The sequence below is a fragment of the Rhodoblastus acidophilus genome, assembly GCF_025961575.1.
Lineage (GTDB): Bacteria > Pseudomonadota > Alphaproteobacteria > Rhizobiales > Beijerinckiaceae > Rhodoblastus > Rhodoblastus acidophilus_C.
Genome location: NZ_JAOQNX010000025.1, coordinates 60,124 through 81,769, shown reverse-complemented (window position 1 = coordinate 81,769; position 21,646 = coordinate 60,124). Strand labels below are relative to the sequence as shown.

17 protein-coding genes are annotated in these 21,646 nt (G+C 63.5%); 5 read left to right on the top strand and 12 right to left on the bottom strand.

Annotation, left to right across the window (positions count from 1 at the left end):
* Positions 1-146: 146 nt before the first annotated feature.
* From M2320_RS17170 to M2320_RS17120, 11 genes are all read right to left on the bottom strand, one after another.
* Positions 147-686 carry an SRPBCC family protein gene (locus M2320_RS17170; protein WP_264598328.1) on the bottom strand — a complete coding sequence of 180 codons (540 nt, stop codon included), beginning with the start codon at positions 684-686 and terminating at the stop codon, positions 147-149.
* An 84-nt stretch (positions 687-770) separates the two neighbouring features.
* Positions 771-3,839, bottom strand: coding sequence for a hypothetical protein (locus M2320_RS17165; RefSeq protein WP_264598327.1), 3,069 nt, complete (start codon positions 3,837-3,839; stop codon positions 771-773).
* Positions 3,840-3,842: 3 nt separating this feature from the next.
* Complete coding sequence (locus M2320_RS17160; RefSeq protein WP_264598326.1) at positions 3,843-6,275, bottom strand: ATP-dependent helicase; 2,433 nt, start codon at positions 6,273-6,275, stop codon at positions 3,843-3,845.
* Positions 6,276-6,413: 138 nt separating this feature from the next.
* Positions 6,414-6,872 carry a hypothetical protein gene (locus tag M2320_RS17155; RefSeq protein WP_264598325.1) on the bottom strand — a complete coding sequence of 153 codons (459 nt, stop codon included), beginning with the start codon at positions 6,870-6,872 and terminating at the stop codon, positions 6,414-6,416.
* Positions 6,873-6,919: 47 nt separating this feature from the next.
* Positions 6,920-7,282, bottom strand: a complete 363-nt coding sequence (locus M2320_RS17150) for a DUF2147 domain-containing protein (RefSeq protein WP_264598324.1) — start codon at positions 7,280-7,282, stop codon at positions 6,920-6,922.
* 51 nt (positions 7,283-7,333) lie between these two features.
* Positions 7,334-7,852 carry a thioesterase family protein gene (locus tag M2320_RS17145; RefSeq protein ID WP_264598323.1) on the bottom strand — a complete coding sequence of 173 codons (519 nt, stop codon included), beginning with the start codon at positions 7,850-7,852 and terminating at the stop codon, positions 7,334-7,336.
* A gap of 215 nt (positions 7,853-8,067) precedes the next feature.
* Positions 8,068-9,846, bottom strand: a complete 1,779-nt coding sequence (locus M2320_RS17140) for an acyl-CoA dehydrogenase C-terminal domain-containing protein (RefSeq protein WP_264598322.1) — start codon at positions 9,844-9,846, stop codon at positions 8,068-8,070.
* Positions 9,847-9,864: 18 nt separating this feature from the next.
* Positions 9,865-12,183 carry a 3-hydroxyacyl-CoA dehydrogenase/enoyl-CoA hydratase family protein gene (locus tag M2320_RS17135; RefSeq protein WP_264598321.1) on the bottom strand — a complete coding sequence of 773 codons (2,319 nt, stop codon included), beginning with the start codon at positions 12,181-12,183 and terminating at the stop codon, positions 9,865-9,867.
* A complete protein-coding gene (locus tag M2320_RS17130; protein ID WP_264598320.1) occupies positions 12,183-13,319 on the bottom strand; it encodes a thiolase family protein in 1,137 nt (378 codons plus the stop codon). The genes M2320_RS17135 and M2320_RS17130 overlap by 1 nt, the downstream gene beginning before the upstream one ends.
* 354 nt (positions 13,320-13,673) lie before the next feature.
* The gene (locus tag M2320_RS17125) at positions 13,674-14,840 is read right to left on the bottom strand and encodes a nucleotide sugar dehydrogenase (RefSeq protein ID WP_264598319.1); all 1,167 of its coding nucleotides are present in this window, start codon (positions 14,838-14,840) and stop codon (positions 13,674-13,676) included.
* A 170-nt stretch (positions 14,841-15,010) separates the two neighbouring features.
* Positions 15,011-15,367, bottom strand: a complete 357-nt coding sequence (locus M2320_RS17120) for a hypothetical protein (protein WP_264598318.1) — start codon at positions 15,365-15,367, stop codon at positions 15,011-15,013.
* Positions 15,368-15,697: 330 nt separating this feature from the next.
* On the opposite strand from M2320_RS17120, the gene M2320_RS17115 reads away from it, so the two are divergent.
* The 5 genes from M2320_RS17115 to M2320_RS17095 are packed head-to-tail and all read left to right on the top strand — an operon-like array spanning position 15,698 to position 21,318.
* The gene (locus tag M2320_RS17115) at positions 15,698-16,339 is read left to right on the top strand and encodes a TetR/AcrR family transcriptional regulator (protein ID WP_264598317.1); all 642 of its coding nucleotides are present in this window, start codon (positions 15,698-15,700) and stop codon (positions 16,337-16,339) included.
* A complete protein-coding gene (hlyD, locus tag M2320_RS17110; protein WP_264598316.1) occupies positions 16,336-17,361 on the top strand; it encodes a secretion protein HlyD in 1,026 nt (341 codons plus the stop codon). Before M2320_RS17115 ends, hlyD begins: the two co-directional genes overlap by 4 nt.
* Positions 17,358-19,085 carry an ATP-binding cassette domain-containing protein gene (locus M2320_RS17105; RefSeq protein ID WP_264598315.1) on the top strand — a complete coding sequence of 576 codons (1,728 nt, stop codon included), beginning with the start codon at positions 17,358-17,360 and terminating at the stop codon, positions 19,083-19,085. The genes hlyD and M2320_RS17105 overlap by 4 nt, the downstream gene beginning before the upstream one ends.
* Entirely contained in the window at positions 19,082-20,203 is a 1,122-nt protein-coding gene (locus M2320_RS17100; protein ID WP_264598314.1) for an ABC transporter permease, read from the top strand. Before M2320_RS17105 ends, M2320_RS17100 begins: the two co-directional genes overlap by 4 nt.
* A 5-nt stretch (positions 20,204-20,208) precedes the next feature.
* The gene (locus M2320_RS17095; RefSeq protein WP_264598313.1) at positions 20,209-21,318 is read left to right on the top strand and encodes an ABC transporter permease; all 1,110 of its coding nucleotides are present in this window, start codon (positions 20,209-20,211) and stop codon (positions 21,316-21,318) included.
* On the opposite strand, the gene M2320_RS17090 is transcribed toward M2320_RS17095, so the two are convergent.
* Positions 21,319-21,639: a copper-binding protein gene (locus tag M2320_RS17090; RefSeq protein ID WP_264598312.1), complete on the bottom strand. Its 321-nt coding sequence runs from the start codon at positions 21,637-21,639 to the stop codon at positions 21,319-21,321. It lies immediately after the preceding gene.
* Between the last annotated feature and the right edge of the window lie 7 nt (positions 21,640-21,646).

Here is a 21,646-nt window from a genome sequence, read left to right as displayed (position 1 = left end):
CTGACAAGAGGGACCCCGCAAGCACGCTGGTTGTCCCCACACCCAACTCATCAGACAAGCGAAGGGACAGAGATTAAGTCACAGCCTCTGAGGAGGCCCCGGCAGGGGCCGTCTCGAAGGGCGAGGGCGGTCCACGGACGCGACCATTACGGCGCGGCTTCGACGATCTTTTTCAGATTGTCCAATCCCGCGCGGTAAACGCCGCGCACCGCTTTCACCGAATTCTCGTCGTTCAGCTCTTCCGGGGGATCGTTGAGCATGTAGCCGCGATAGAACGCCCCCTTCCATTCCACGGTCGAGCCGCCCTTGCCATTGTCGAGCACGGTAATCGTCGAGGTGTAATTGTTCACCGGCAGAACTTTTGGATCGACCTTGGGGATTTCGTATTTGTAGCTGTGGCCCGCCGCGTCGTATTTGTCCAAGACCTCATCAAAACTCGGATCGCCCGGCGCCTTCAGCACGAGATGGCGCACGGAGCCGACCTCATTGCCCTTGTCGGCGACGCTGGAGGCGACGACCGGATGCCATTTGGACAAAGCGTCGAAATTCCCCATCACCGCCCAGACTTTTTCGACGGGCTTGTCGATCTCCACGGTCTCGACGATTTTCTGGCGCGTCGGGCCATGGGCTGACGCCGAAAACGCCGACATCGCCACCATTGCCGCAGCCAGAGCCAAAGCACGCATGCAGTCCTCCCAATTTCGTTATGGGAGGATTGTGGCAGAGGCCGCGCTCCGCCGAAAGCCGGCTATGGGATTTCTAAGACTCTCTTACTGCGCGGGCGCTGGCGGCGGCTGGAGTTTTTCGGCCTGCTTGCGCGCCTCCTCCTGCTTGCGCCGCTCCACCTCGGCCTTGCGCTGCCGGTCAGCCTCGCGCTGGCGGGCGATGCGGGCCTGCTCGCGCTCCAGCGCCTTGGCCGCTGCCACCGCCACAAACGGCGCCGCCTCGACTTTTCGCACCGGCGACGCCCAGGCGCCCGACCAGGTCAATGCGCCCTGGCGATCCGGCAGCGACGAATCAAGCGAAAAACTGAGATCGTTGAGATCGTAGGTGAAGGCGACGCCCTCGCGCGCGATCTTCAGTTCGCCCTTGGCCAGCCGCAGCGACGCCTCGCCGTCGCCAAGGCGCAATTCGCCGCCGGCGAGCGCCTTGTCGAGATCGCGCACCGTGTCCTTGGCGTTGAACGGTTTTTCGCTCGCCGCCTGGGCGTCCAAAACTTGCGCAGGCGCTTCCGGCGCAGCGCCAGCCACGATCGCATCGGTGAGTTTCGCCGAGCCGGTTCCCGAGAGCGCGCCGACCAGCGCCGCCATGCTCGCGCCGGACCCCGCCAGTTTGATCCGTCCGGCCGCTGTGGCGGAAAGGGCTGGGTTTTTCACCGCCAGGCCCTCGCCGGAAAACTCGCCGGAAAAGGTCGCCTGACCCGCCTGCCGGCGCAAGTCGAACGCGCCGCGCAGCTTGCCGCCATTCACCGCCGCCTCGAGATTGGCGACGCTGAGCGCATTGGCCGCGAGGCTGAGCTGGAAGGTGGCGGGAACGCCGAAGGGCGCGACATCGGCCGCATGAATGAGAAGTTTCGTGCGGGGCGGGTCGATCACCACGGGAGCGAAGGATAGGCTCGGCCAGAACGCGCCGGGTTTGGCTGGTGCGGGCGGACCGAGGCTCAGGGCCAAAAAGGCCGGGGCGGAGAATTTGTCGACATCCAGCTCGCCGCTCACCCCATCCGAGGACAGGCTCAACTGCCCGGTGAAATGGGAGTCGCCGCGCTCGCCAAGGATTTTGCTCAAGGTGATGCGGCCGTCACGCGATTCCACCTCGCCGTCGATCTTGCCGTTTCCGGCGGGCCCGCCGATCAGGCTGGAGGGATCGCCTGACAGCGACAAGCGCCCGTCCACAGCGCCGTCGCGAAAAGCGCCGTCGAACTGGCCGTTAATTTTGCCCAGCGCCGCCCTGCCGGTGACCGTGCGGCGGGCGCCCTGGGCTTGCGTCTGCACGGAAATCTGACCGGGACCGAGCTTTTGCGGCGACAGCAGCGGCGGCGCGCCCAATTGCGCCAGCAGATCGAACGCTTCCGGCGCGGACACATCCAGCGCCAGGCCCCTGTCGTCCAGGCTCGCCGAAAATTTCGTCGCCGCCGCCTGTCCGTCGAAGGCATATGCCCCCTGCTCCGCCTTGGCGTTGAACACAGCCGGCGACAGGATTTTCGCGCGAGACGCCACGAGCCGGGTTGTGTCGTTGGGCGCAAGGCGCGCCAGCAGCGTGGCGAAATCCTGGAGCTCGCCAGCCTTGAGGCGAACCGTCCCCTTCAGCCCGGAAAATTTGTCCTTCCATTCGCCCGAGGCGGTCACGTCGGCGCCGGCGAGGTTTTTGCCCTCAAGCCGCTCCAGCCGCGAAAACCCTTTTTCGCGCAGCAGGCGCAGGCTGAGTTTTCCCTCGCTTTTGCCGGCGGTCTGCGCGTCGAGGGTGAGGTCGAGATCGGACTCGCCCAGCGCGGCGCCATAGTCGGGAACGCTGGCGAGATCGAGCGCGCTTGCCGCCAGTTTCGCGGTGAGTTTTGCCCGCGACTCTTTGGTTGCCGGGGTCCAGGCGGCGTCGCCGGTGAATTTCGTGCGGTCGAGCGTGACCGCGGCATTGGAAAGCGCCAATGCGCCGCCGGAAAAATTGAACAGGCCGCCCACGACGATCTGGCGGAACGGCAAGGCCGGCGCGCCGACATCGGCGGCGAAGACGGGATAGTCGACGGTCGAAAAATCGCCCTTGCCGCGCCAGTTTCGCGAGCCCTCGCGGGTGACGGCCATGTCGAAACGGGCGCCGCCGGCGCCCTCCGCCGCGATTTTCAGGGGACCGCCGGCGTCGCGCGCCAGTTTCACGCGGCTCCACGTTCCCCGCCAGTTCAGCGAGTCGAGTTGCGCCCGCAAAACCGTCGGCGCGGCGCGGTCCATGGCGCGCGCCAGAAGGCCGGCCCCGACATCGGCCCAGGCGCCGTCGAGATGCGCTCCTGAAAAATCGACCGTCAGCGCGCCATGATCGACGCCGTAATCGGCGCCGCCGGCAAAATGCATGGCCTGGACGCCTTCGCCCAGATGCAGCGCCGCCTTGTCCAGCTTGACGGCTTCGGGTTTGGCGAGGACATCGCCTTCCAGCCGCCACGGCCCGTCCGCCGCCGCGCCTTCGCCCAACACTTTGCCATCGAAGGAAAGGCCGCCGCCGAGGTCGAGCGCGCCATCGAAGGAGAAATTGCCGAGATTTTCGCTGCCGAGCGACAGTTTTATGGGCAGGCGCGATCCGGCAAAATGGTCGCTGCTCAAGCTGTAGCTGACGTTGCGATCCTTTGCGCGAAACACGCCGCGCGCGTCAAACGGGCCTTCGCCGCCGGCGAGGCGGCCGGAGAGATCGACATGGTCGAGCGAGATGAACGGTTTGCCCGCATGCAGCACGCGCAAAATTCCGTCGCGCAGGGTCAGATCGTCGAAGCGGACGGAGGCGTTGGGCTTGCGCAGCTGGTCGCCATCGACCTCGAGCGCAAAGTGGGACAGTTCGGCGCGGGTAAACGTCATATTGCCCTGGATCAGGGCGGGCAGCGACAATTCGAAATCGGCTTTGTCCGCCTTGAGAACGCCCAGCGGCCCCTTCAGCGACAGTTTTTGCGCTGAAAAATAGGGGGTGGGCAGGACGCGGAACTCGATGGGGCCGTCAAGTTGCGCCTGCGACCCCAGAGCTTTCGAGATTTCCTCGGCGAAACGCCCGCGATGCGCGTCGAAATCGATCACATAGGGCGCGCCGAGCAGCGCGGTCAGCACGAGAATCAGGCCAATGCCGAGATAAGTGAGCAAATCGCGCATAAATCACTTGCTTGTTTTCTCGACGAAGGAGTCGAGCACCAGTTTGCGTCCAGCTTTATCAAAATCGATGGTCAATTTCGAGGCGTCGACCGCAGCGACGGAACCCGGGCCGAATTTCTGGTGGAAGACGCGATCGCCCGGCGCGAAGGCGCCTGTCGGCGTGGACCGGCTTAAAACCTCGCCTTCGATGGTCAGCGGCCCGCGCCCGCCGGGGCCGTTTTTCTGCGCGCGTTTCCAGCCGGGCGTGTCGTAACGCGAGCCAAACGCGTCCATATTGGCGAAACGCGACTGCGCATAGGCGCCATAGCCGGAGCCGCTGCCGCGGTTTTCCGTCACCTGCACATGGGCGGCGGGGAGGTCGTCCAAAAAACGCGAGGGGGTTGTTGTCTGCCACAGGCCGTGGATGCGGCGATTGGTCGCGAAATAAATTTTGGCGCGGCGCCGGGCGCGGGTGACGCCGACATAGGCCAGGCGGCGCTCCTCCTCCAGCCCGGCGCGGCCGTTCTCGTCGAGGCTGCGCTGGTGGGGAAAAAGGCCCTCCTCCCAGCCGGGGAGGAAAACGGTTTCGAATTCGAGACCTTTGGCGCCGTGCAGAGTCATGATCGAGACGCGCGCCCCGCCATCGGCATTGTCGGCGTCCATTACCAGCGAGACATGTTCGAGGAAGGCGCCGAGGTCGGGAAATTCCTCCATCGACCTGACGAGTTCCTTCAAATTTTCCAGGCGGCCCTCGGCTTCGGCGCTCTTTTCTTGCTTCCAGTGATCGGTGTAGCCGGATTCCTCGAGGATTTTTTCCGCAAGTTCGTGATGCGGCGTCTGGCCGATTTCGCTCGCCCAGCGCTCGAAATCTTTGAGGAGCGCCCGTAGGGTCGAGCGCTGCTTGGCCTTGAGCTCCTCGGTTTCGACCAGCACGCGGGCCGCCTGCATCAGCGGAATCTGCTGGCGGCGGGCGTAATCGTGGACGATCTGCAGGCTGGCCTCGCCGAGGCCGCGTTTGGGCGTGTTGACGATGCGCTCGAAGGCGAGGTCGTCGGCGGGCTGCGCGGTGCAGCGCAGATAGGCCAGCGCGTCGCGGATTTCCAGGCGCTCATAAAAACGCGGGCCGCCGATCACCTTATAGGGCAGGCCCAAGGTGATGAACCGCTCTTCGAACTCGCGCATCTGGAAGGAGGCGCGCACCAGAATGGCGACTTCGTCGAGCGAATGGTTTTGGCGCTGCAGCTGCTCGATTTCTTCGCCTATGACGCGGGCTTCTTCCTCGGAATCCCAGACGCCCGAGACCTGCGGCTTTTCCCCGTCCTCGCCATCGGTGAACAGGGTCTTGCCGAGGCGATCGGTGTTGTGGGCGATGAGATGGGCGGCCGCCGCCAGAATATGGCCGGTCGAGCGGTAATTGCGCTCCAGGCGGATCACTTTCGCGCCGGGAAAATCCTTTTCGAAGCGCAAAATATTGTCGACGTCGGCGCCGCGCCAGCCATAGATCGACTGGTCGTCGTCGCCCACGCAACAGAGATTGGGCTTGCCGCCGTCGGTTCGCTGCGCCAGCAGCCGCAGCCAGAGATATTGGACAGCGTTGGTGTCCTGATATTCGTCGACCAGGATATATTTGAAGCGCTGCTGATAATCCTTGAGAACGTCCGGATTCTCGCGGAAAATTTTCAGCGTCTCCAGGAGCAGGTCGCCGAAATCGGCGGCGTTGAGGATTTTGAGGCGCTCCTGATAGAGCGCATAGATCGCGCCGCCCTTGCCATTGGCAAAGGCCTGCGCCTCGCCGGCGGGCACGTTTTTGGGCGCGAGGCCGCGGTTTTTCCAATTGTCGATGAGATAGGCGATGGTGCGCGCCGTCCAGCGCTTTTCGTCAATGTTTTCGGCCCGCAAGATCTGCTTGAGCAGGCGCATCTGGTCGTCGGTGTCGAGAATGGTGAAATTGCTCTTGAGACCGGCGAGTTCGGCGTGGCGGCGCAGGATTTTTGTGGAAATCGCGTGAAACGTGCCGAGCCAGCCCATGCCCTCGGCGCTCGGCCCGATCAGGGCGGCTATGCGCTCCTTCATCTCGCGCGCCGCCTTGTTGGTGAAGGTGACGGCGAGAATCTGGTGCGGGCGCGCCTGGCCTTGCGCGAGAATATGGGCGATGCGCGAGGTCAGCACGCGGGTTTTTCCGGTGCCGGCGCCGGCGAGCACGAGAACCGGACCTTCCGTGGTTTCAACGGCCTCGCGCTGTTCGGGGTTGAGGGCGGAGATGAAATCCGGCGCGGGGCTCAGCGCGGCGAGCGCGCGCGCGGCAATGCCGCCGGCGCGCGGCGCGACGGGCTCATAGCCCGGAAAATCGTCATAGGGATCGGACACGGCGGCCTTTTGCGAATCGTCGCCGCCAATGTGGGGGCTGGCGCGCCGCTTGTCGAATCCTGCGCGTTGCAGGTTGTGGCGCGCGAGCATTTTCGCGGGAAGCGGATGCGCTGAAAGCGCCGTGCCCCCGCCCTTCGAGACGCCCGCTGACGCGGGCTCCTCTGGGTGAGGGCTACTATATTGTTATATATAGATAATATCCATATTCGAGCGTTCGCCGAACGGGCTCTAACGCCCCTCGCCCAGTGTCTTGCGCCAAAGGCCGAGTTCGCGCTGGAACGCGCGCGCCGCCTTCTTGTCGGTCACGACCTGGGCGTTCTCCCGGGTCGTTCCGCAAACGGCGCGCGCGAGCACGGCGGAAGCATCCGTCAGGTAGAAACAGCGCAGGCGGCTGTCGAGATCGAACAGGCCGAGGACGACATGCTTGCCCCCGTCCACAACGTCTAAACGGTGCTCGAGCCTGTCGTTGTTGCTGTAGAACAAGCGGCCCTTCGTCTCCCGCTCGTCGGAGCCCAGGCCCAGCAGGTCGCAGGTGGAGGCGCGGATGTAGGACTCGGCGCCATCGCTCAGCACGATCTTAATTTCGCCATCCAGCCCTGGATTTGGCGCTTGCGCGGCGTTCGGCTGCGCGCATGCGGGCGACGCCAAACACCAAATGCTCGCCGCAAGCGCCAAGGTCTTGCGCATGAAAGCCTCCGCCGCGCCGCTTCGGGCGCGCGCGGCATTGAAACAGGTCAGTTCACCCGCGTCCACTGCGCCGACTTGCAGATCATGCCGCCCAACGCGCAGCCCTGGGTCGTCATCGCCGCGCCGGACACGCTGACCTTGCCGTCATAGGTCTTGCCGTCCTCGGGATTGAACGCCGAACCGCTCCAGCCCTCTCCGGTCCGTTGCAGCCCGAAAAACACCTGCTGTCCCACATGGGCGGGCGAATTGGCGTCGCGCAGCCAGGTGATGGTGCCGCAGACAGCGCCGCCGCAATTGGCCATGCGAATGCGCGAACGGCCGTCGGCGCGCTTCCATTCGCCCAAAATGTCGCCGGCCAGAGCCGGGGCGGCGACGGACATGGCGATGGCGACCAAGGCAATTCTTTTCATCTCTTCCTCCCAATTTGGCGTCGTTCTTGGGACGCCTTCCAAAAAAACAATTCAGCCGCGCGCTCCCGCTTCGGCGGCGATCCAATGGGCGAGCCAATCCGGCACTTCGGATTCCGGCGCCTCCGCCGATATGGCGCGCAGCAGGGCGGCCGTGGGCAGGCCGCCCTCGCGTCCGAGCAGCAGCGCCTTGACCACCGCCTGGCAATAAAGGTCGCCCTCGCTCTCGATGCGATGTTCGATGAACAGCCATTTCGAATCCCAGCCGATGACCCGGCTGCGCAGGGTGAATTTTTGCAGCGGCGCCAGCGAGCGGCGAAACCGCACCATGGCGCTGGCCACCACGGGTTTCAGCTTTTCCCGCCAAACCAAGCCGGCAAAACCGCAGCGCAAGGCGAGGTCGAACCGGCCGATGTCCATCACCGCGAGATAGCGGGCGTTGTTCATGTGCAGGTTGATGTCGAGATCGTTCGGCCAGACGCGAAAGGTCAGGACGGACTCGTCGCGCCACCCCAGTTTGGGGCGGAACGGGGCGCCAAGGGCCATTTTCAGCAATCGCAACCAGGGCGCCAATTGATGTTCTCCAATGTTGCGGTTTGGGTGAGGGGCATAGGGCGTCGTCAGACGCCCGTCCAAAGACGGGCTATGGTTGCGATCCTCGCTGTCCCCAGGGCCAATGGAGGCGGCTGTCCTGACGACATTGAAGCCAACGCCCCTGCCCCTCACCCTAGCCCTCTCCCCGCTAAAGCGGGGCGAGGGAACAGAGCGGGCGCTTCACGGACGGTCCGTCAGAACGCCGCTTCCTCGAACGCCATCATGGTTTTCGAGCCGGCGCTGATCGTGGAAAACAGCGCGCCGGTCTGCGGCAGCAGCCGCTCCATGTAAAACCGCGCCGTCATGACTTTCGCCTTGTGGAACGGGTCGCTGTCGGCGTGCGGCAGGCTGATTTCCGCCATGCGCGCCCACATGAAGGCGAGCACGGTCAAGGCGAACAGCCGCAGATAATCGGTCGAGGCCGCGCCGGCCTCGTCGGGACGCGCCATCGAGGCGCGCGCCACATGCATGGTCGCCTGCTGCAAACGCCCGAACGCCTTTTGCAAGGGGCCGACGAAATCCGCCAGTTCCGGTTTCGCCTTGTTGGCCTCGACATATTCGGAGATCGGGTGGAACACGGTGCGCAAATAGCGCCCGGCATGCGCCGCCATTTTGCGCCCGATCAGGTCGAGACCCTGGATGCCGTTCGCGCCTTCGTAGATTTGGGTGATGCGGGCGTCGCGGACAAACTGCTCCATGCCGTTGTCGCGGATGTAGCCGTGGCCGCCAAAAACCTGCACGCCGATATTGGTCGCCTCGAACCCCATATCGGTGAAAAAGGCCTTGATCACCGGCGTGATCACCGCGACGAAATCATCGGCCTTGGTTCGCTCCGCCGGATCGGGGTGCATGCGATAGGTGTCGATGGATTTCGCCGTCCACATGCCCAGCGCGCGGCAGCCCTCGATATAGGCGCGTTGCGTCAGCAGCATGCGGCGCACGTCGGGATGGACGATGATGGGATCGGCGGCCTTCTCCAAAAATTTCGCGCCCGAGAGCGCGCGGCCCTGCAAGCGGTCCTTGGCATAGGCTACGGCGCCTTGGTAGGAGGCCTCGGCGAGGCCGAGGCCCTGCACGCCGACGCCCAGGCGCGCCGTGTTCATCATGGTGAACATCGCTTTCATGCCCTTGTGTTCCTCGCCGACGAGGAAACCCTTGGCGTCGTCGAAATTCATCACGCAGGTGGACGAGGCCTTGATGCCCATCTTGTGCTCGATGGAGCCGCAGCGCACGCCATTGCGTTCGCCGGGACGCCCCTGCGCGTCCGGCAGGAATTTCGGCACGAGGAACAGGCTGACGCCCTTGGTGCCCTTGGGACCGCCGGGGATTTTCGCCAGCACCAGATGGACGATGTTTTCGGTCAGGTCGTGCTCGCCGGCCGAGATGAAGATTTTCGTGCCGGTGAGGCGGAAGGAGCCATCCTCCTGCGGAACGGCCTTGGTGCGCATCTGGCCGAGATCGGTGCCGCAATGCGGCTCGGTCATGCACATGGTGCCCGACCATGTGCCGTCCACCATTTTTGGCAGATAGGCGTCCTGCAAGTCCTTGGAGCCGAAGGCGTGCAGCGCCTTGTAAGCGCCGTGGGACAGGCCGGGATACATGCCGAAGGACAGGTTGGAGGAACAGATCATTTCCTCGACCAGGGCGTTCACCGAAACCGGCATGCCCTGGCCGCCATATTGGGGCGCGCAGGCGAGCGAGGTCCAGCCGCCGTCGCGGAATGTGTCGTAGGCTTCCTTAAAACCTTTGGGGGTGCGGACCACGCCGTTTTCGTAATGGCAGCCCTCGGCGTCGCCGGAGCTGTTGAGCGGCGCCAACACCTCTTCGCAGAGTTTCGCGGCTTCCTCGAGCACGGCGTCCACCGTGTCCCGATCGAAATCCTCGTAGCCCGGCAGTTTCGTCAGATCGTCATAGCCCATCACGTCATAGAGGGCGTAGCGCATGTCGCGCAGCGGAGCCTTGTAGGCGGGCATAAAGAATCTCCCTGCGGTTCAGTTGCGGAGCGGCTTGCCGGTTTCGAGCATGTGCTCGACCCGGGCCATGCTGTCGGGATGGCGCACCAGGCGCATGAAGTTCTTCCGTTCGAGTTCGAGCAGCTTGTCCTCGCTGAGCTCGTCGAAATATTCGACGTCGCCGCCGGTCAGAATGTCGGCGAGCACGGCGGAGACGACCACATCATGCTTGGTCGCCTTGCCGATTTTGGCGAAACCGTCGACCGCCATGTTCAGCGCCAGTTTTCCGGAGAGGCCCGGGAGGCGGTAGGTTGGCGGCGCCGGCGGTTGGTAGTTTGCCACCATTGCGAGCGCCTTGGCCTTGGCGTCAAACAGCAGCCGGTCGCGGTTCATGGTGATGCCGTCGCCGTCGCGCAGGATTTGCATTTCGCGCGCTTCCGCCGCGGACTTCGCCACTTTCGCCGTGCTGATGTTTTCGAACACCTGCGCGACAGACGGCATCGGCCCCCGAGGCATTTTCGGATTGGCCTGCCAGCGCGCCAACAATTCCTTGCAGCCGCCCCAGGCGGGGATCAGCCCGACGCCGACCTCGACCAAGCCGATATAGGACTCGGCATGGGCCTGGATCGCCGAGCAATGCAGCAGGATTTCGCAGCCGCCGCCGAGCGCCATGCCGGAGGGCGCGCCGACCACCGGGAACGGCGCATATTTCAGGCCTTTGTAGGCGAACTGGCCGAGTCCGACGAGTTGCTCGATTTCGGTCCAGGCCGCGATGTTCGCCGCGAACAGGGCGAGGCCGAGATTGGCGCCAACCGTGAAATTGGTTCCCTCGTTGTAGATGACCAGCGCCTTGTACTTGGATTGCACAAGCTGGACGGTCTGGTTCAAGAGCATGACGATGTCGGCGTCGAGCGAGTTCATGATGCTGGTGAACTCGAAACACAGCACGCCGTCGCCAATGTCCCACACCGAAGCCGAGCCGTTTTTCAGGACCGGCTTTTGCGTGAGTTTTACGTCCGCGAGCAGCAGCACGCCCTCGCGGCGCTCCAGCGTGACATAGTCGCCGGAGAGGGTCAGAGCCTGGCGCTTGCCGTCCTGGATGCGATAAAAAGTCTTTCCGCGCGCAGCTTGCAGGATCGGCGGCACGAGTCCGCCGGCCTCCTCCAGTTTCGCGACGAACCAGTCGACGCCGATCTTGTCGAGCAGTTCGAACGGGCCCCATTTCCAGGCATAGCCGAGGCGCATGGCCTCATCGATGGAGAAAATGTCGTCGGCCGCGTCGCCGACCAGCGCTGCCGCATAGGTCAGGGTCTTGCGCACCACATCCCAGGCGTAGCGACCGTGCTCGCTGTCATGGGTGAAGAGTTTTTGCAGATTTTTTCCCGCGTCAGTCACCGCGTCGACACGCGGCTTTTTTTGCGCGCGATAGTCGCCTGTGGCGAGATCGAGGGCTTCCTTCAGCTTGCCTTTTTCGCGGTTGAGCCGATAGAATCCGCCCTTGCCCTTTCGGCCGGTATAGCCGTCCTTGATCATGCGCTCGACCAGCGGCAGCGGCTTGTTCATGCCGTGGAACGGGTCGGTGGACGGCAGCGCCGAGGCCATGCTGGCGTTGATGTGCGGCATCAGGTCGAGGCCGATCAGGTCGAGCAGGCCGAACACGCCGGTTTTGGGAATGCCGAGCGGCTTGCCGATGATGGCGTCGGCTTCCTCGACTTGCAGCTTATGCTCGAAGGCCAGGACCACGGCCGATTGCAGCCAGTAGACGCCCAAGCGGTTGGCGATGAAGCCCGGGCGGTCTTTGCAGACGACAACCCCCTTGCCGAGCTTGTAGTCGCAGAAATCGGTGATTTTCTTCACCGTGTCGGCGCTGTTCTTGTCGCTCGTCACCAGTTCCAGCAGCCGCATGTAGCGCGGCGGATTGAAGAAATGGGTGATGACGAATTTTTCCGCGAAATTTTCGGGCATGCCCTCGATGAGGACGCTAAGCGGAATGGTCGAGGTGTTGGAGGAGACGATCGCCTCCGGTTTTTTGTGCGCGTCGATTTTTCTGTAGAGCGCCTGTTTCACCTCGAGTTTTTCCACCACGACTTCGACGATCCAGTCGCAATCGCGCAAGAGGTCGAGATGATCCTCGATATTACCGGTGGTGATCAGTCTGGCCGCCGCTTTGCTCATGAACGGCGCCGGCTCGGTTTTCAGCATTTTGGCGACGGCGCCCTCGGCCACCGCATTGCGATTTGTGGCGCCCGCCGGAACGATGTCGAGCAGGACCACGGGCGTGCCTGCATTGGCCACTTGAGCGGCGATTCCGGCGCCCATCACGCCGGCCCCGATGACGGCGACTTTTTTGATGGTCATCACACCGCCTCCAGAATGGTGGCGATGCCCTGGCCGCCGCCGATGCACTGGGTCGCCAGCGCATATTTGCCGTTCTCGCGCTTCAGCAGGCTCGCGGCCTTGCCGACAATGCGCGCGCCGGTGGCGCCGAGCGGATGGCCGAGCGCAATGGCGCCGCCGTCGATATTGACCTGATCCGCGGACAGGCCGAGTTCGCGCATGCAGGCGATGCTTTGCGAGGCGAAGGCCTCGTTCAGCTCGACGATGTCGAGATGCTTGGCCTCGATGCCGGCGCGGGCCAGCGCTTTTTTCGTCGCGCCGACCGGGCCGATGCCCATGATTTCAGGGTCGCAGCCGGCGACGGCCACGCTTCTGACCACGGCCAGTATGTCAAAACCCTTCGCCTTGGCGTAATCCTCGGAGCAGACCAGAACGGCGGAGGCGCCATCGGTGAGCGGCGAGGACGTGCCGGCCGTGACCGAGCCGTTCGCGTCGAAGGCCGGCTTGAGTTCGGCGAGGCCCTGCGCCGTGGCGTCGGGACGCGGGCAGCCGTCGACGCTGACTTCGCCCTTTTTCGTCTTGATCGGGATGATCTCGTCCTTGAATTTGCCGGCGGCCTGGGCGGCGGCGGTGCGCTGCTGCGAGCGCAAGGCAAAATCTTCCTGCTCTTTGCGCGAAATCTGCCACTTGTTGGCGACGTTTTCCGCGGTCTCGCCCATGCCCATGTAAGCGCCGGGCATTTTCGCATAGAGTTCGGGGCTCGGCAGAGGGTTGAACCCCATCATCGGCACGCGGGTCATGCTCTCGACGCCGCCGCAGATAAAGACTTCGCCGGCGCCCAGCGCAATGGAGCCAGCGGCGATATGCACCGACGACATGGACGAGCCGCAAAAGCGGTTGACGGTGGCGCCGCCGGCCGATTTCGGCAGGCCGGCGAGCAGGCTGACGAGGCGGGCGACATTAAAACCCTGCTCGCCCTCGGGGAAGGCGCAGCCCATGATAACATCCTCGATCTCGGCGGGATCGACGCCGGTCTTGGCCACGAGCCCGGCGATCACCTGCGCGGCGAGGTCGTCCGGACGGACGGAGACGAGGTCGCCCTTTTTCGCCAGGGTGAAGGGCGAGCGCGCGTAGCCCGCAATGACGGTGCGAGTCATTTCAAAAATCTCCCGATGTGAAGCGTTCAGCTTGCTTGCTGTTTAGCGGCGCGTGCGGCGCCCTCTTGTGCGGATCGCGTACAAAACCAGCATTCCTCCCAGAGCCGCGCGCTTATGTCGCGCGTCGGCATGAATTTTATTCTTGACGCTGAAGGTAGTCGAAGCGCCTTCAGAGGTCAATATGGTTCATGTATGAACTTTTGCGCCGACGTCAAGCCGGGCGAAATCGGATTGCGGCGAACGGGTTCGACCGGATCGAACCGGGTTCAATCGGGTTCAATCGGATTGAACCCGGTTCAGTCGATTGAAGTGAGCTCAATCCGATTGAAACAAGTTCAATCGGATTGAACACGTTCAATCGGATTCAAAGAGATCGCGCGTGTAAATCTTGTCCGCGACGTCAGCCAGGGCCGCGCTTCGCCGGTTGCACAGGATGAGGTCGGCCTCCTGCTTGAAGGCGTCGAGGTCGCGGACCACGCGCGAACGAAAAAATTCGTCCTCTTTCAGCATAGGCTCGTAGACGATCACCGGGATGCCCTTGGCCTTGATCCGCTTCATGATGCCCTGGATGCTGGATGAGCGGAAATTGTCCGAGCCCGCCTTCATGATCAGGCGATAGACGCCGACCACCTTGGGGTTCCTGCGCACGATGTCCTCGGCGATGAAATCCTTGCGGGTCGTGTTGGAATCGACGATGGCGCGAATCAGCGACTGCGGCACGAACCGGTAGTTGGCGAGCAATTGCTTGGTGTCCTTGGGCAGGCAATAGCCGCCATAGCCGAAGGAGGGATTGTTATAATGCGCGCCGATGCGCGGATCGAGGCAGACGCCGTCGATGATCTGGCGCGTGTTCAGGCCGCGCATCATCGCATAGGAGTCGAGTTCGTTGAAATAGGACACACGCATCGCCAAAAAGGTGTTGGCGAACAGTTTTATGGCTTCGGCCTCGTCGGAATGGGCGAGGATAATCGGCGTCTCCGGCTCTTCCGACCCGTCCCGCAACAGATCCGCGAATTTTTGCGCGCGCTCCGAAACCTCGCCGACGACGATGCGCGAGGGATGCAGGTTGTCGTAGAGCGCCCTGCCCTCGCGCAGGAATTCCGGCGAGAAGATGATGTTGTCGGTGTCGAAGCGCTCGCGCATGGCGCGTGTGAAACCGACGGGCACGGTCGATTTCACCACCATAGTGGCGTCGGGGTTGATTTTCTGCACCTCGCCGATGGCGGACTCGACCGAGGAAGTGTCGAAGAAATTGGACTTGGGATCGTAATCAGTCGGCGTGGCGATGATGACGTAATCCGCACCCGCGTAAGCCTCGACGGCGTCGAGCGTGGCGCGCAGGTTGAGCTTGCGATGCTTCAGCCAGTCCTGCAATTCCGCGTCGACGAAGGGCGGTTCGCCCCGGTTCAGCAATTCGACCTTTTGCGCGACAATGTCGCGCACCACGACTTCATGCGACTGGGCGAGAAGGACCGCATTGGCCAGACCGACATATCCCATACCCGCAATAGCAATTTTCACGGCAATTCCCTCGCATCAACCAAGCGCGCGAGCAGTCTATCAACAAGATGACGTTTGAGTGAAGATGGGGTTTTGAACCGAGGCTAAAGCGGCAAAGAAAATGCCGCAGGCTGGGGCGGCCTGCGGCATGGACGAACGAAGCGTGGGAGGCTCGGTCCGCGGTTTCGCGTTTATTCCGCGTTGGCGACGTCTTGCGCGATCGAAAAGGCGCTGGTCAGCGCATAGCCGATCTTGGCGTCGGGCTTGTTCAGCGGACGCACCTGCACCATGTGGGCGCCGGCGATCTCGTCGCCATACTGGTAGATCAGGGCCACCTTGGCGCCGGGGGCCAGCTGCGCGCAACGGGCGCGGGCGGTTTCGGCCTTGATCGGGTCGTTCAGCCGGTTGAGCTGATAGGTCAGGATCTGCGTGCGGGTCTGGCAGAGCAGCGCCGGCTCCGCTCCGACAATGGCGGTCTTGAACTTCGGACCGGCGAAGGCGGGGGCCGCCACGAGGGCGAGCACAGTCGTCAACAGGATGCGTCGCATGGGAAACTCCATTTGTTGAGTTTTATGTAATGGAGATTTTTGCAGGCGAGATGCGGTATTAGCTCAGTCCTGCCATGCAGAACAAACAGCGGCGATTTGCCGCACTATACTGAGGCTTGAAAAATCGTATTTGCAGCGATCTCGCTTGGAGCTTGCCAATACTAACTATTGATCGCTCATCCTGCGACATAATGTTGCACAAGACTGAGACGCTCGCAAGCGGGCGGACGCAATTTCGTCACGATCGCGCTTGCACGCCGCCGCCCTGTCGTAAGCTCTCGCCCTGAAAAGGACTTGACAAATGACTGGGAAGTCAGTCATAATTCAAAAATGGTTGTCGCTCCTCCCCATAGGCGCTCCAAGCGCGAAGCGGCTTCCGAGGCGCGGCGGCAGGCGATCCTCGATGCGGCGCTCGAAATCTTCGTCAGCCAAGGCTTCGCCGCCGCTCGCCTCGACGACATCGTCAGCGCCGCCGGCGTCGCCAAAGGCACGATCTACCTGTTCTTCCGCGACAAGCAGGACCTTTTCGAACAAGTGGTGCGCGGCGCCGTCGGTCCCGTCTTCGCCGACATGGCCGTGCTGGCCGAAAAGGCCGACGCGCCGTTCGACGCCATGCTCGCCGCGCTGTTCGACACATTCCAGCGCGAGATTTTGGCGACGCCGAAACGGGAGATTCCCCGGCTGATTTTCGCCGAAGGGCGGCGCTTTCCCGAACTCGCCGCCTTTTATCATCGCGAGGTGATCACGCCGGGGCTCGACCTGCTGCGCCGCCTCGCGCAGCGCGCCCATGAGCGCGGCGAACTGGTCTCGGATGCGCTGGTCCGGCATCCCGTGCTGGCCTTCGCGCCCATGCTGGTCAGCCTGATCTGGACCTCCACCTTCGACCCCTTCCAGAAACTCGATGTGGCCGACCTGCTGGCGACGCATCGCGAGTTATTGTCCCCCCCTCAAGCGCGAAAGCCGACCCCATGAACACGCGCGCGAAAATTTTTGCTGTCATCGCCGTCTTGGCCCTGGCCGGCGGTGGGTATTGGTGGAGCAATCGCCACAGGTCCGAGGGGCCTTTGGTGCTGCAGGGCAATGTCGAGGTTCGTCAGGTCAATCTCGGCTTTAAAGTCGCCGGACGCATCGCCCAGCTTGACGTCGACGAGGGCGACAAGGTCGAGGCGGGCAAGAAAATGGCCTCGCTGGACAAGGTTTATTTCACCGATGCGCTCCGGCAGATGAAGGCGCAACGCGAACAGTCCGCCGCCAATCTGGCGAAAATGGTGGCCGGAAACCGGCCCGAGGAAATTTCGCAGGCTGAGGCCAATGTCGCGGATCGCGAGGCGACGCTCGCCAACATGCAATTGACCGTGGAGCGCGCGCAAAAACTGCTGAAAAACTCCGCCGGCACGCAAAAGGCCTATGACGACGCGACCCAGGCGGTGAAGCAGGCGCAGGCCCAGCTCGATTCCGCGCGGGCGGCGGAAAAGCTGATGAAGGCGGGTTTTCGCCAGGAGGACATCGATCTCGCCCGCGCCCAGCTCGCCGACCGCGATGCGGCCATCGCCATTGCCGAGCGCCAGCTCGCCGACGCCGATCTGTTTGCGCCAGCGACCGGCGTGGTGCTCAGCCGCGTGCGCGAACTCGGCGCCATCGTCAACGCGGGCGAAACAGTGTTTGTCGTCAGCCTGACGACGCCGGTCTGGGTGCGCTCCTATGTGTCCGAGCCCGACCTCGGGCGCATCAAGCCGGGCCAGGACGTTGAGCTGCGCACAGACACGCCGAGCATCAAACCACTGAAGGGCCGGATCGGCTTCATCTCGACCACAGCCGAATTCACGCCCAAGACCGTGGAGACGCGCGAATTGCGCACGGCGCTGGTTTATCGGCTGCGCATCGTCGCCGACGATCCAGAGGGCGTGCTGCGCCAGGGCATGCCGATGACGATTACTGTTTTGGAGCCGGCCTCCGGCGCGCCCGCGCTGGTGTCGCAGGAATCGGCAAAATGACGGCGCTGGTCGAGATCGACGGACTGGTGAAGCGTTTTGATAGCGGTCCCGCCGCCATTGACGGGCTGACGACCACGATCAAATCGAACCAGGTGACCGGGCTGGTCGGCCCCGACGGCGCCGGCAAAACAACGCTGATCAGGCTGATGGCGGCGCTGATGACGCCGAGCGAGGGTGTTGTCAAAACCTGCGGGTTCGACACACGCGAAAACCCCGAACCGATCCGCGATGTGATCGGCTACATGCCGCAGAAATTCGGGCTCTACGAAGATTTGACGGTAATGGAAAACCTCACCCTCTACGCCGACTTGCGCGGCGTGGTGGGACAGCAGCGAAAAGACACTTTTGAACGGCTGCTCGCCTTCACCGATCTGGCGCGGTTCACCAACCGGCTGGCGGGCGCGCTGTCCGGCGGCATGAAGCAAAAGCTTGGGCTCGCCTGCGCCATGCTGCGCTCGCCAAAACTGTTGTTGCTCGACGAGCCCAGCGTCGGCGTCGATCCGATCTCGCGGCGCGAACTCTGGCGCATGGTTTATACGCTGATCAGCGAAGGCGTCGGCGTGGTCTGGAGCACGGCCTATCTCGACGAGGCCGAAAATTGCGCCGAAGTCGTCGTGATGAATGCGGGCCGCGTGCTCTACCAGGGCGACCCCAAGGCGATGACCGCGACCATGAAAGGCCGCGTGTTTTTTGCGCGCGGCGCCGGCGCCGAACGGCGCGAAGGACTTTCGCGCGCGCTGCAAAATCCGAACATTGTCGATGGCGTGATGCAGGGCCAATCCATCCGTCTTGTCACGGCGAAAGGCGCGCCCGCGCCGACGCCTGACATTTTGGGGGTCGCGGCGCCCGTCGAAATCGTCGCGACGGCGCCCCGGTTCGAGGACGCTTTTGTCGCGCTGCTCGGCGGCGCCTCGAAACGCACGCTCGCGGCGCGGGCGCGCAAAATTTTGGACGAAAAAGCCGCGCCGCCGGTCGAGGCGCGCGGGCTGACACGGCGGTTCGGCGATTTCACCGCCGCGGATCACATCACCTTTCGCATCGAGCGCGGCGAGATTTTTGGCCTGCTCGGGCCCAATGGCGCCGGCAAATCCACCACGTTCAAAATGATGTGCGGGCTGCTGCGGCCCAGCGAAGGCGCGGCGCTGGTCGACGGCCTCGACCTCGCCAAGGCGCCTTCCGCCGCGCGGGCGCGGCTTGGCTATATGGCGCAGAAATTTTCGCTCTATGGCGATCTCAGCGTGCGGCAAAACCTGGAATTTTTCGCCGGCGCCTATGGGCTTTCCGGCGCGAGGCGCCGCGACGCCGTGGCGCGCGTGGTCGACGCCTTCGACCTCGCGCCGCATCTCGACGCCAATGCCGGCGGCCTTCCGCTCGGTTTTAAACAACGCCTCGCTTTGTCCGCGGCAATCATGCATGAACCGCCCGTTTTGTTCCTCGACGAACCCACTTCCGGCGTCGATCCGCTCACCCGCCGCGAGTTCTGGGCGACCATCAACGCCATGGTCGGGCGCGGGGTGACGGTGATGGTCACCACCCATTTCATGGACGAGGCCGAATATTGCGACCGCGTCGCGCTGATCTATCGCGGCAAGGCCATCGCCACCGGCGCCCCCGAAGAGTTACAGACACGCGTGCGTTCGGACGCGCTGCCTAACCCGACGCTTGAGGATGCGTTCATCGCTCTGGTGGAGGAGAACGACCGCCAGCGGGGGGCCGCCGCATGAACGCGCGCTGGCGGCGCATCCGCGCCCTGATCATCAAGGAAACGCGGCAGGTGTCGCGCGACCCCTCCAGTTTTGTCGTCGCCTTCGTGCTGCCGGCTCTCCTGCTCTTTCTGTTCGGCTTCGGCATTTCCTTCGACGCCACGCGGCTGAAAGTTGGATTGGTGATCGAGGAGCCGACGCCCGCCGCGCGCGAATTCTTGGTGGCGCTGTCGAACACGCCCTATTTCGACGTCAAGGAATCGTCCGATCGCCGCGCCTTCGTCGACGATCTCGCCGCCGGAAAGCTCAATGGCGTGATCGTTCTGTCCGGCGATTTTTCGGCGCGTCTTTCGCGCGGCGACACCGCCGCCATCCAGGTCATTTCCGACGGCAGCGATCCCAACACCGCTGCGCTGGTGACCGGCTACATGCAGGGTGCCTGGGCGTCTTGGCGGGAACAGCGGGGCCTCGGCGCCGAGGCGTCTCCCCCCGGTCAGATCGACATCAAATCGCGGTTCTGGTTCAATCCCGAGCTGCAAAGCCGCCGCTTTCTCGTGCCCGGCTCGATCTCGCTGATCCAGATGATGATCGGCTCCATGCTCACCGCGCTGGTCGTGTCGCGCGAATGGGAGCGCGGCACGATGGAGGCGCTGCTGGCGACCCCCGTCGGCGTGGTCGAATTCATCATCGGCAAACTCGTGCCGAATTTCGTGCTCGGCATGATCGCCATGGGCGTGTGCGTCGCCGCGTCCCTGTTCGTGTTCGACATTCCGCTGCGCGGCTCGTTTCTCGTCCTCACCGCCTTCACCGCGCTGTTCCTGATGGTGGCGCTGAGCATCGGCCTGCTGATCTCGACCGTGGCGCGCACACAATTCATCGCCAGCCAGATCGCCATGCTGGTCGCCTTTTTGCCGGGCCTTTACTTCTCCGGCTTCCTGTTCGAGGTCGCGAGCATGCCGGCGCCGTTGCGCGCTTTTGCGCGCATCGTGCCGGCCTATTATTACGTGCCGGGGCTGCAAACCATTTTTCTCGCCGGCGACATCTGGGCGGTGATCCTTCCGGGAAGCCTTGTGCTGCTCGCCATGGCCACCGCTTTGTTCACCCTCACCGCGCGAAAAACGCGCCAGCGGCTGGACTAAAAACCATGCTGTGGACCCGCCTTTCCGCATTGGTCGTCAAGGAGCTGCTCGCCGCCTTTCGCGACCCCAAGGCCCGCGTCGCGCTGGTGATGCCGCCGTTGATCCAGGTTTTTCTGTTCGCCTTCGCAGCGACCATAGAAGTCACCAATGTGCCGGTCGGCGTGGTCAACCAGGATTGGGGCGCGCAATCGCAACAGCTCATCAGCCGGTTCGAGCGCGCCTCCGCTTTTTCCGAGATTCGCCGCTACGACAGCCAGGCTGCCGCGCGCGCCGCCATCGACCGCCAGGAGGTGATGGTGGTCGTTCAGATCGGCCAGGATTTTTCCCGCAAGCTCGCCGCGCGCGAGACGCCTGATGTTTTGGTGCTGCTCGACGGGCGCAAGTCGAACAGCGCGCAGATCGTCAACTCCTATCTCAACACCATCATCAGCCAGTTCGGGACCGACGCTTTTGCGCCCGAGAATGTCAGCGCCGACAGCCGCATCGTCGACCGCAGCTGGTACAATCCCAATCGCGATTATCGCAACGCCATGGTCCCCGTCTTGATCGCGACCCTGCCGATGACCATGGTGCTGATGATGGTCGGCATGTCGGTCGCGCGCGAACGCGAGTTGGGCACGTTCGAGCAATTGCTGGTGTCGCCCTTGCAGCCGCTAGAGATCATCTCCGGCAAGGCCGCGCCCGGGCTGCTGGTGGGCCTTGCGCAATGCGTCGTCATCACCGGCATTGTCATCCTGCTGTTCGGCATTCCGCTGCTGGGCTCGGCGGCGATGCTGTTCCTGTCGCTGACCGTGTTTCTGATCGCGGTGATCGGCATCGCTTTGTTCATCTCCTCGCTGGTGTCGACGCAGCAGCAGGCGATGATGGGGATCATGCTGGTGATGATGCCGGCGATGATGCTGTCGGGTTTTTCCTCGCCGGTGCAGAACATGCCGGACTGGCTGCAGCCGCTCGCGCTGACCAATCCGCTCACCCACATTCTGGTCATCGTGCGCGGGCTGTTTCTGCGCGACATGCCGTTCTGGCTTGTCGCGCAGCGCATCTGGCCGATGGCCGTCGTCGCTGTGGTCACCATGGCCTCGGCGGCCTGGATGTTCCAGCGCAAGGTGCAGTGATTATTGCGGCTTGATGCTGTCGATCACATAGCCGCCGGCGCCGCGCGACAGAGTGAACACGACTTTTTCGCCGCTCTTGAGCGCGCTCAGATCGACGCCGGGCGCGACATTGAAATCCATGGTCATCCCAGGCCATTTGAGCGCCGCGACGGGGCCATGGGTCATGTTGAGTTTTTTGCTGGCGGCGTCGATGCTGTTGACCGTGCCCTCGCCTGTTGGTTTTTCCGCTTGAGCGACGACGATTTTTTCGGCGGCGCGCGCGGGGATTGCGGCGAGGGGAATGGCGGCGGCCAGCGCGGCGGCGAGACAGATTTTTTGCATAGGCTTC

What these genes read in the sequence shown, in the direction of transcription:
- M2320_RS17155 (WP_264598325.1), bottom strand. Translation starts at nt 6,872, where the DNA reads ATGCGCAAGACCTTGGCGCTTGCGGCGAGCATTTGGTGTTTGGCGTCG.
- M2320_RS17120 (WP_264598318.1), bottom strand. Translation starts at nt 15,367, where the DNA reads ATGCGACGCATCCTGTTGACGACTGTGCTCGCCCTCGTGGCGGCCCCC.
- M2320_RS17140 (WP_264598322.1), bottom strand. Translation starts at nt 9,846, where the DNA reads ATGCCCGCCTACAAGGCTCCGCTGCGCGACATGCGCTACGCCCTCTAT.
- M2320_RS17160 (WP_264598326.1), bottom strand. Translation starts at nt 6,275, where the DNA reads ATGCTCGCGCGCCACAACCTGCAACGCGCAGGATTCGACAAGCGGCGC.
- M2320_RS17115 (WP_264598317.1), top strand. Translation starts at nt 15,698, where the DNA reads ATGGTTGTCGCTCCTCCCCATAGGCGCTCCAAGCGCGAAGCGGCTTCC.
- M2320_RS17100 (WP_264598314.1), top strand. Translation starts at nt 19,082, where the DNA reads ATGAACGCGCGCTGGCGGCGCATCCGCGCCCTGATCATCAAGGAAACG.
- M2320_RS17095 (WP_264598313.1), top strand. Translation starts at nt 20,209, where the DNA reads ATGCTGTGGACCCGCCTTTCCGCATTGGTCGTCAAGGAGCTGCTCGCC.
- M2320_RS17170 (WP_264598328.1), bottom strand. Translation starts at nt 686, where the DNA reads ATGCGTGCTTTGGCTCTGGCTGCGGCAATGGTGGCGATGTCGGCGTTT.
- M2320_RS17090 (WP_264598312.1), bottom strand. Translation starts at nt 21,639, where the DNA reads ATGCAAAAAATCTGTCTCGCCGCCGCGCTGGCCGCCGCCATTCCCCTC.
- M2320_RS17135 (WP_264598321.1), bottom strand. Translation starts at nt 12,183, where the DNA reads ATGACCATCAAAAAAGTCGCCGTCATCGGGGCCGGCGTGATGGGCGCC.
- M2320_RS17105 (WP_264598315.1), top strand. Translation starts at nt 17,358, where the DNA reads ATGACGGCGCTGGTCGAGATCGACGGACTGGTGAAGCGTTTTGATAGC.
- hlyD (WP_264598316.1), top strand. Translation starts at nt 16,336, where the DNA reads ATGAACACGCGCGCGAAAATTTTTGCTGTCATCGCCGTCTTGGCCCTG.
- M2320_RS17130 (WP_264598320.1), bottom strand. Translation starts at nt 13,319, where the DNA reads ATGACTCGCACCGTCATTGCGGGCTACGCGCGCTCGCCCTTCACCCTG.
- M2320_RS17150 (WP_264598324.1), bottom strand. Translation starts at nt 7,282, where the DNA reads ATGAAAAGAATTGCCTTGGTCGCCATCGCCATGTCCGTCGCCGCCCCG.
- M2320_RS17165 (WP_264598327.1), bottom strand. Translation starts at nt 3,839, where the DNA reads ATGCGCGATTTGCTCACTTATCTCGGCATTGGCCTGATTCTCGTGCTG.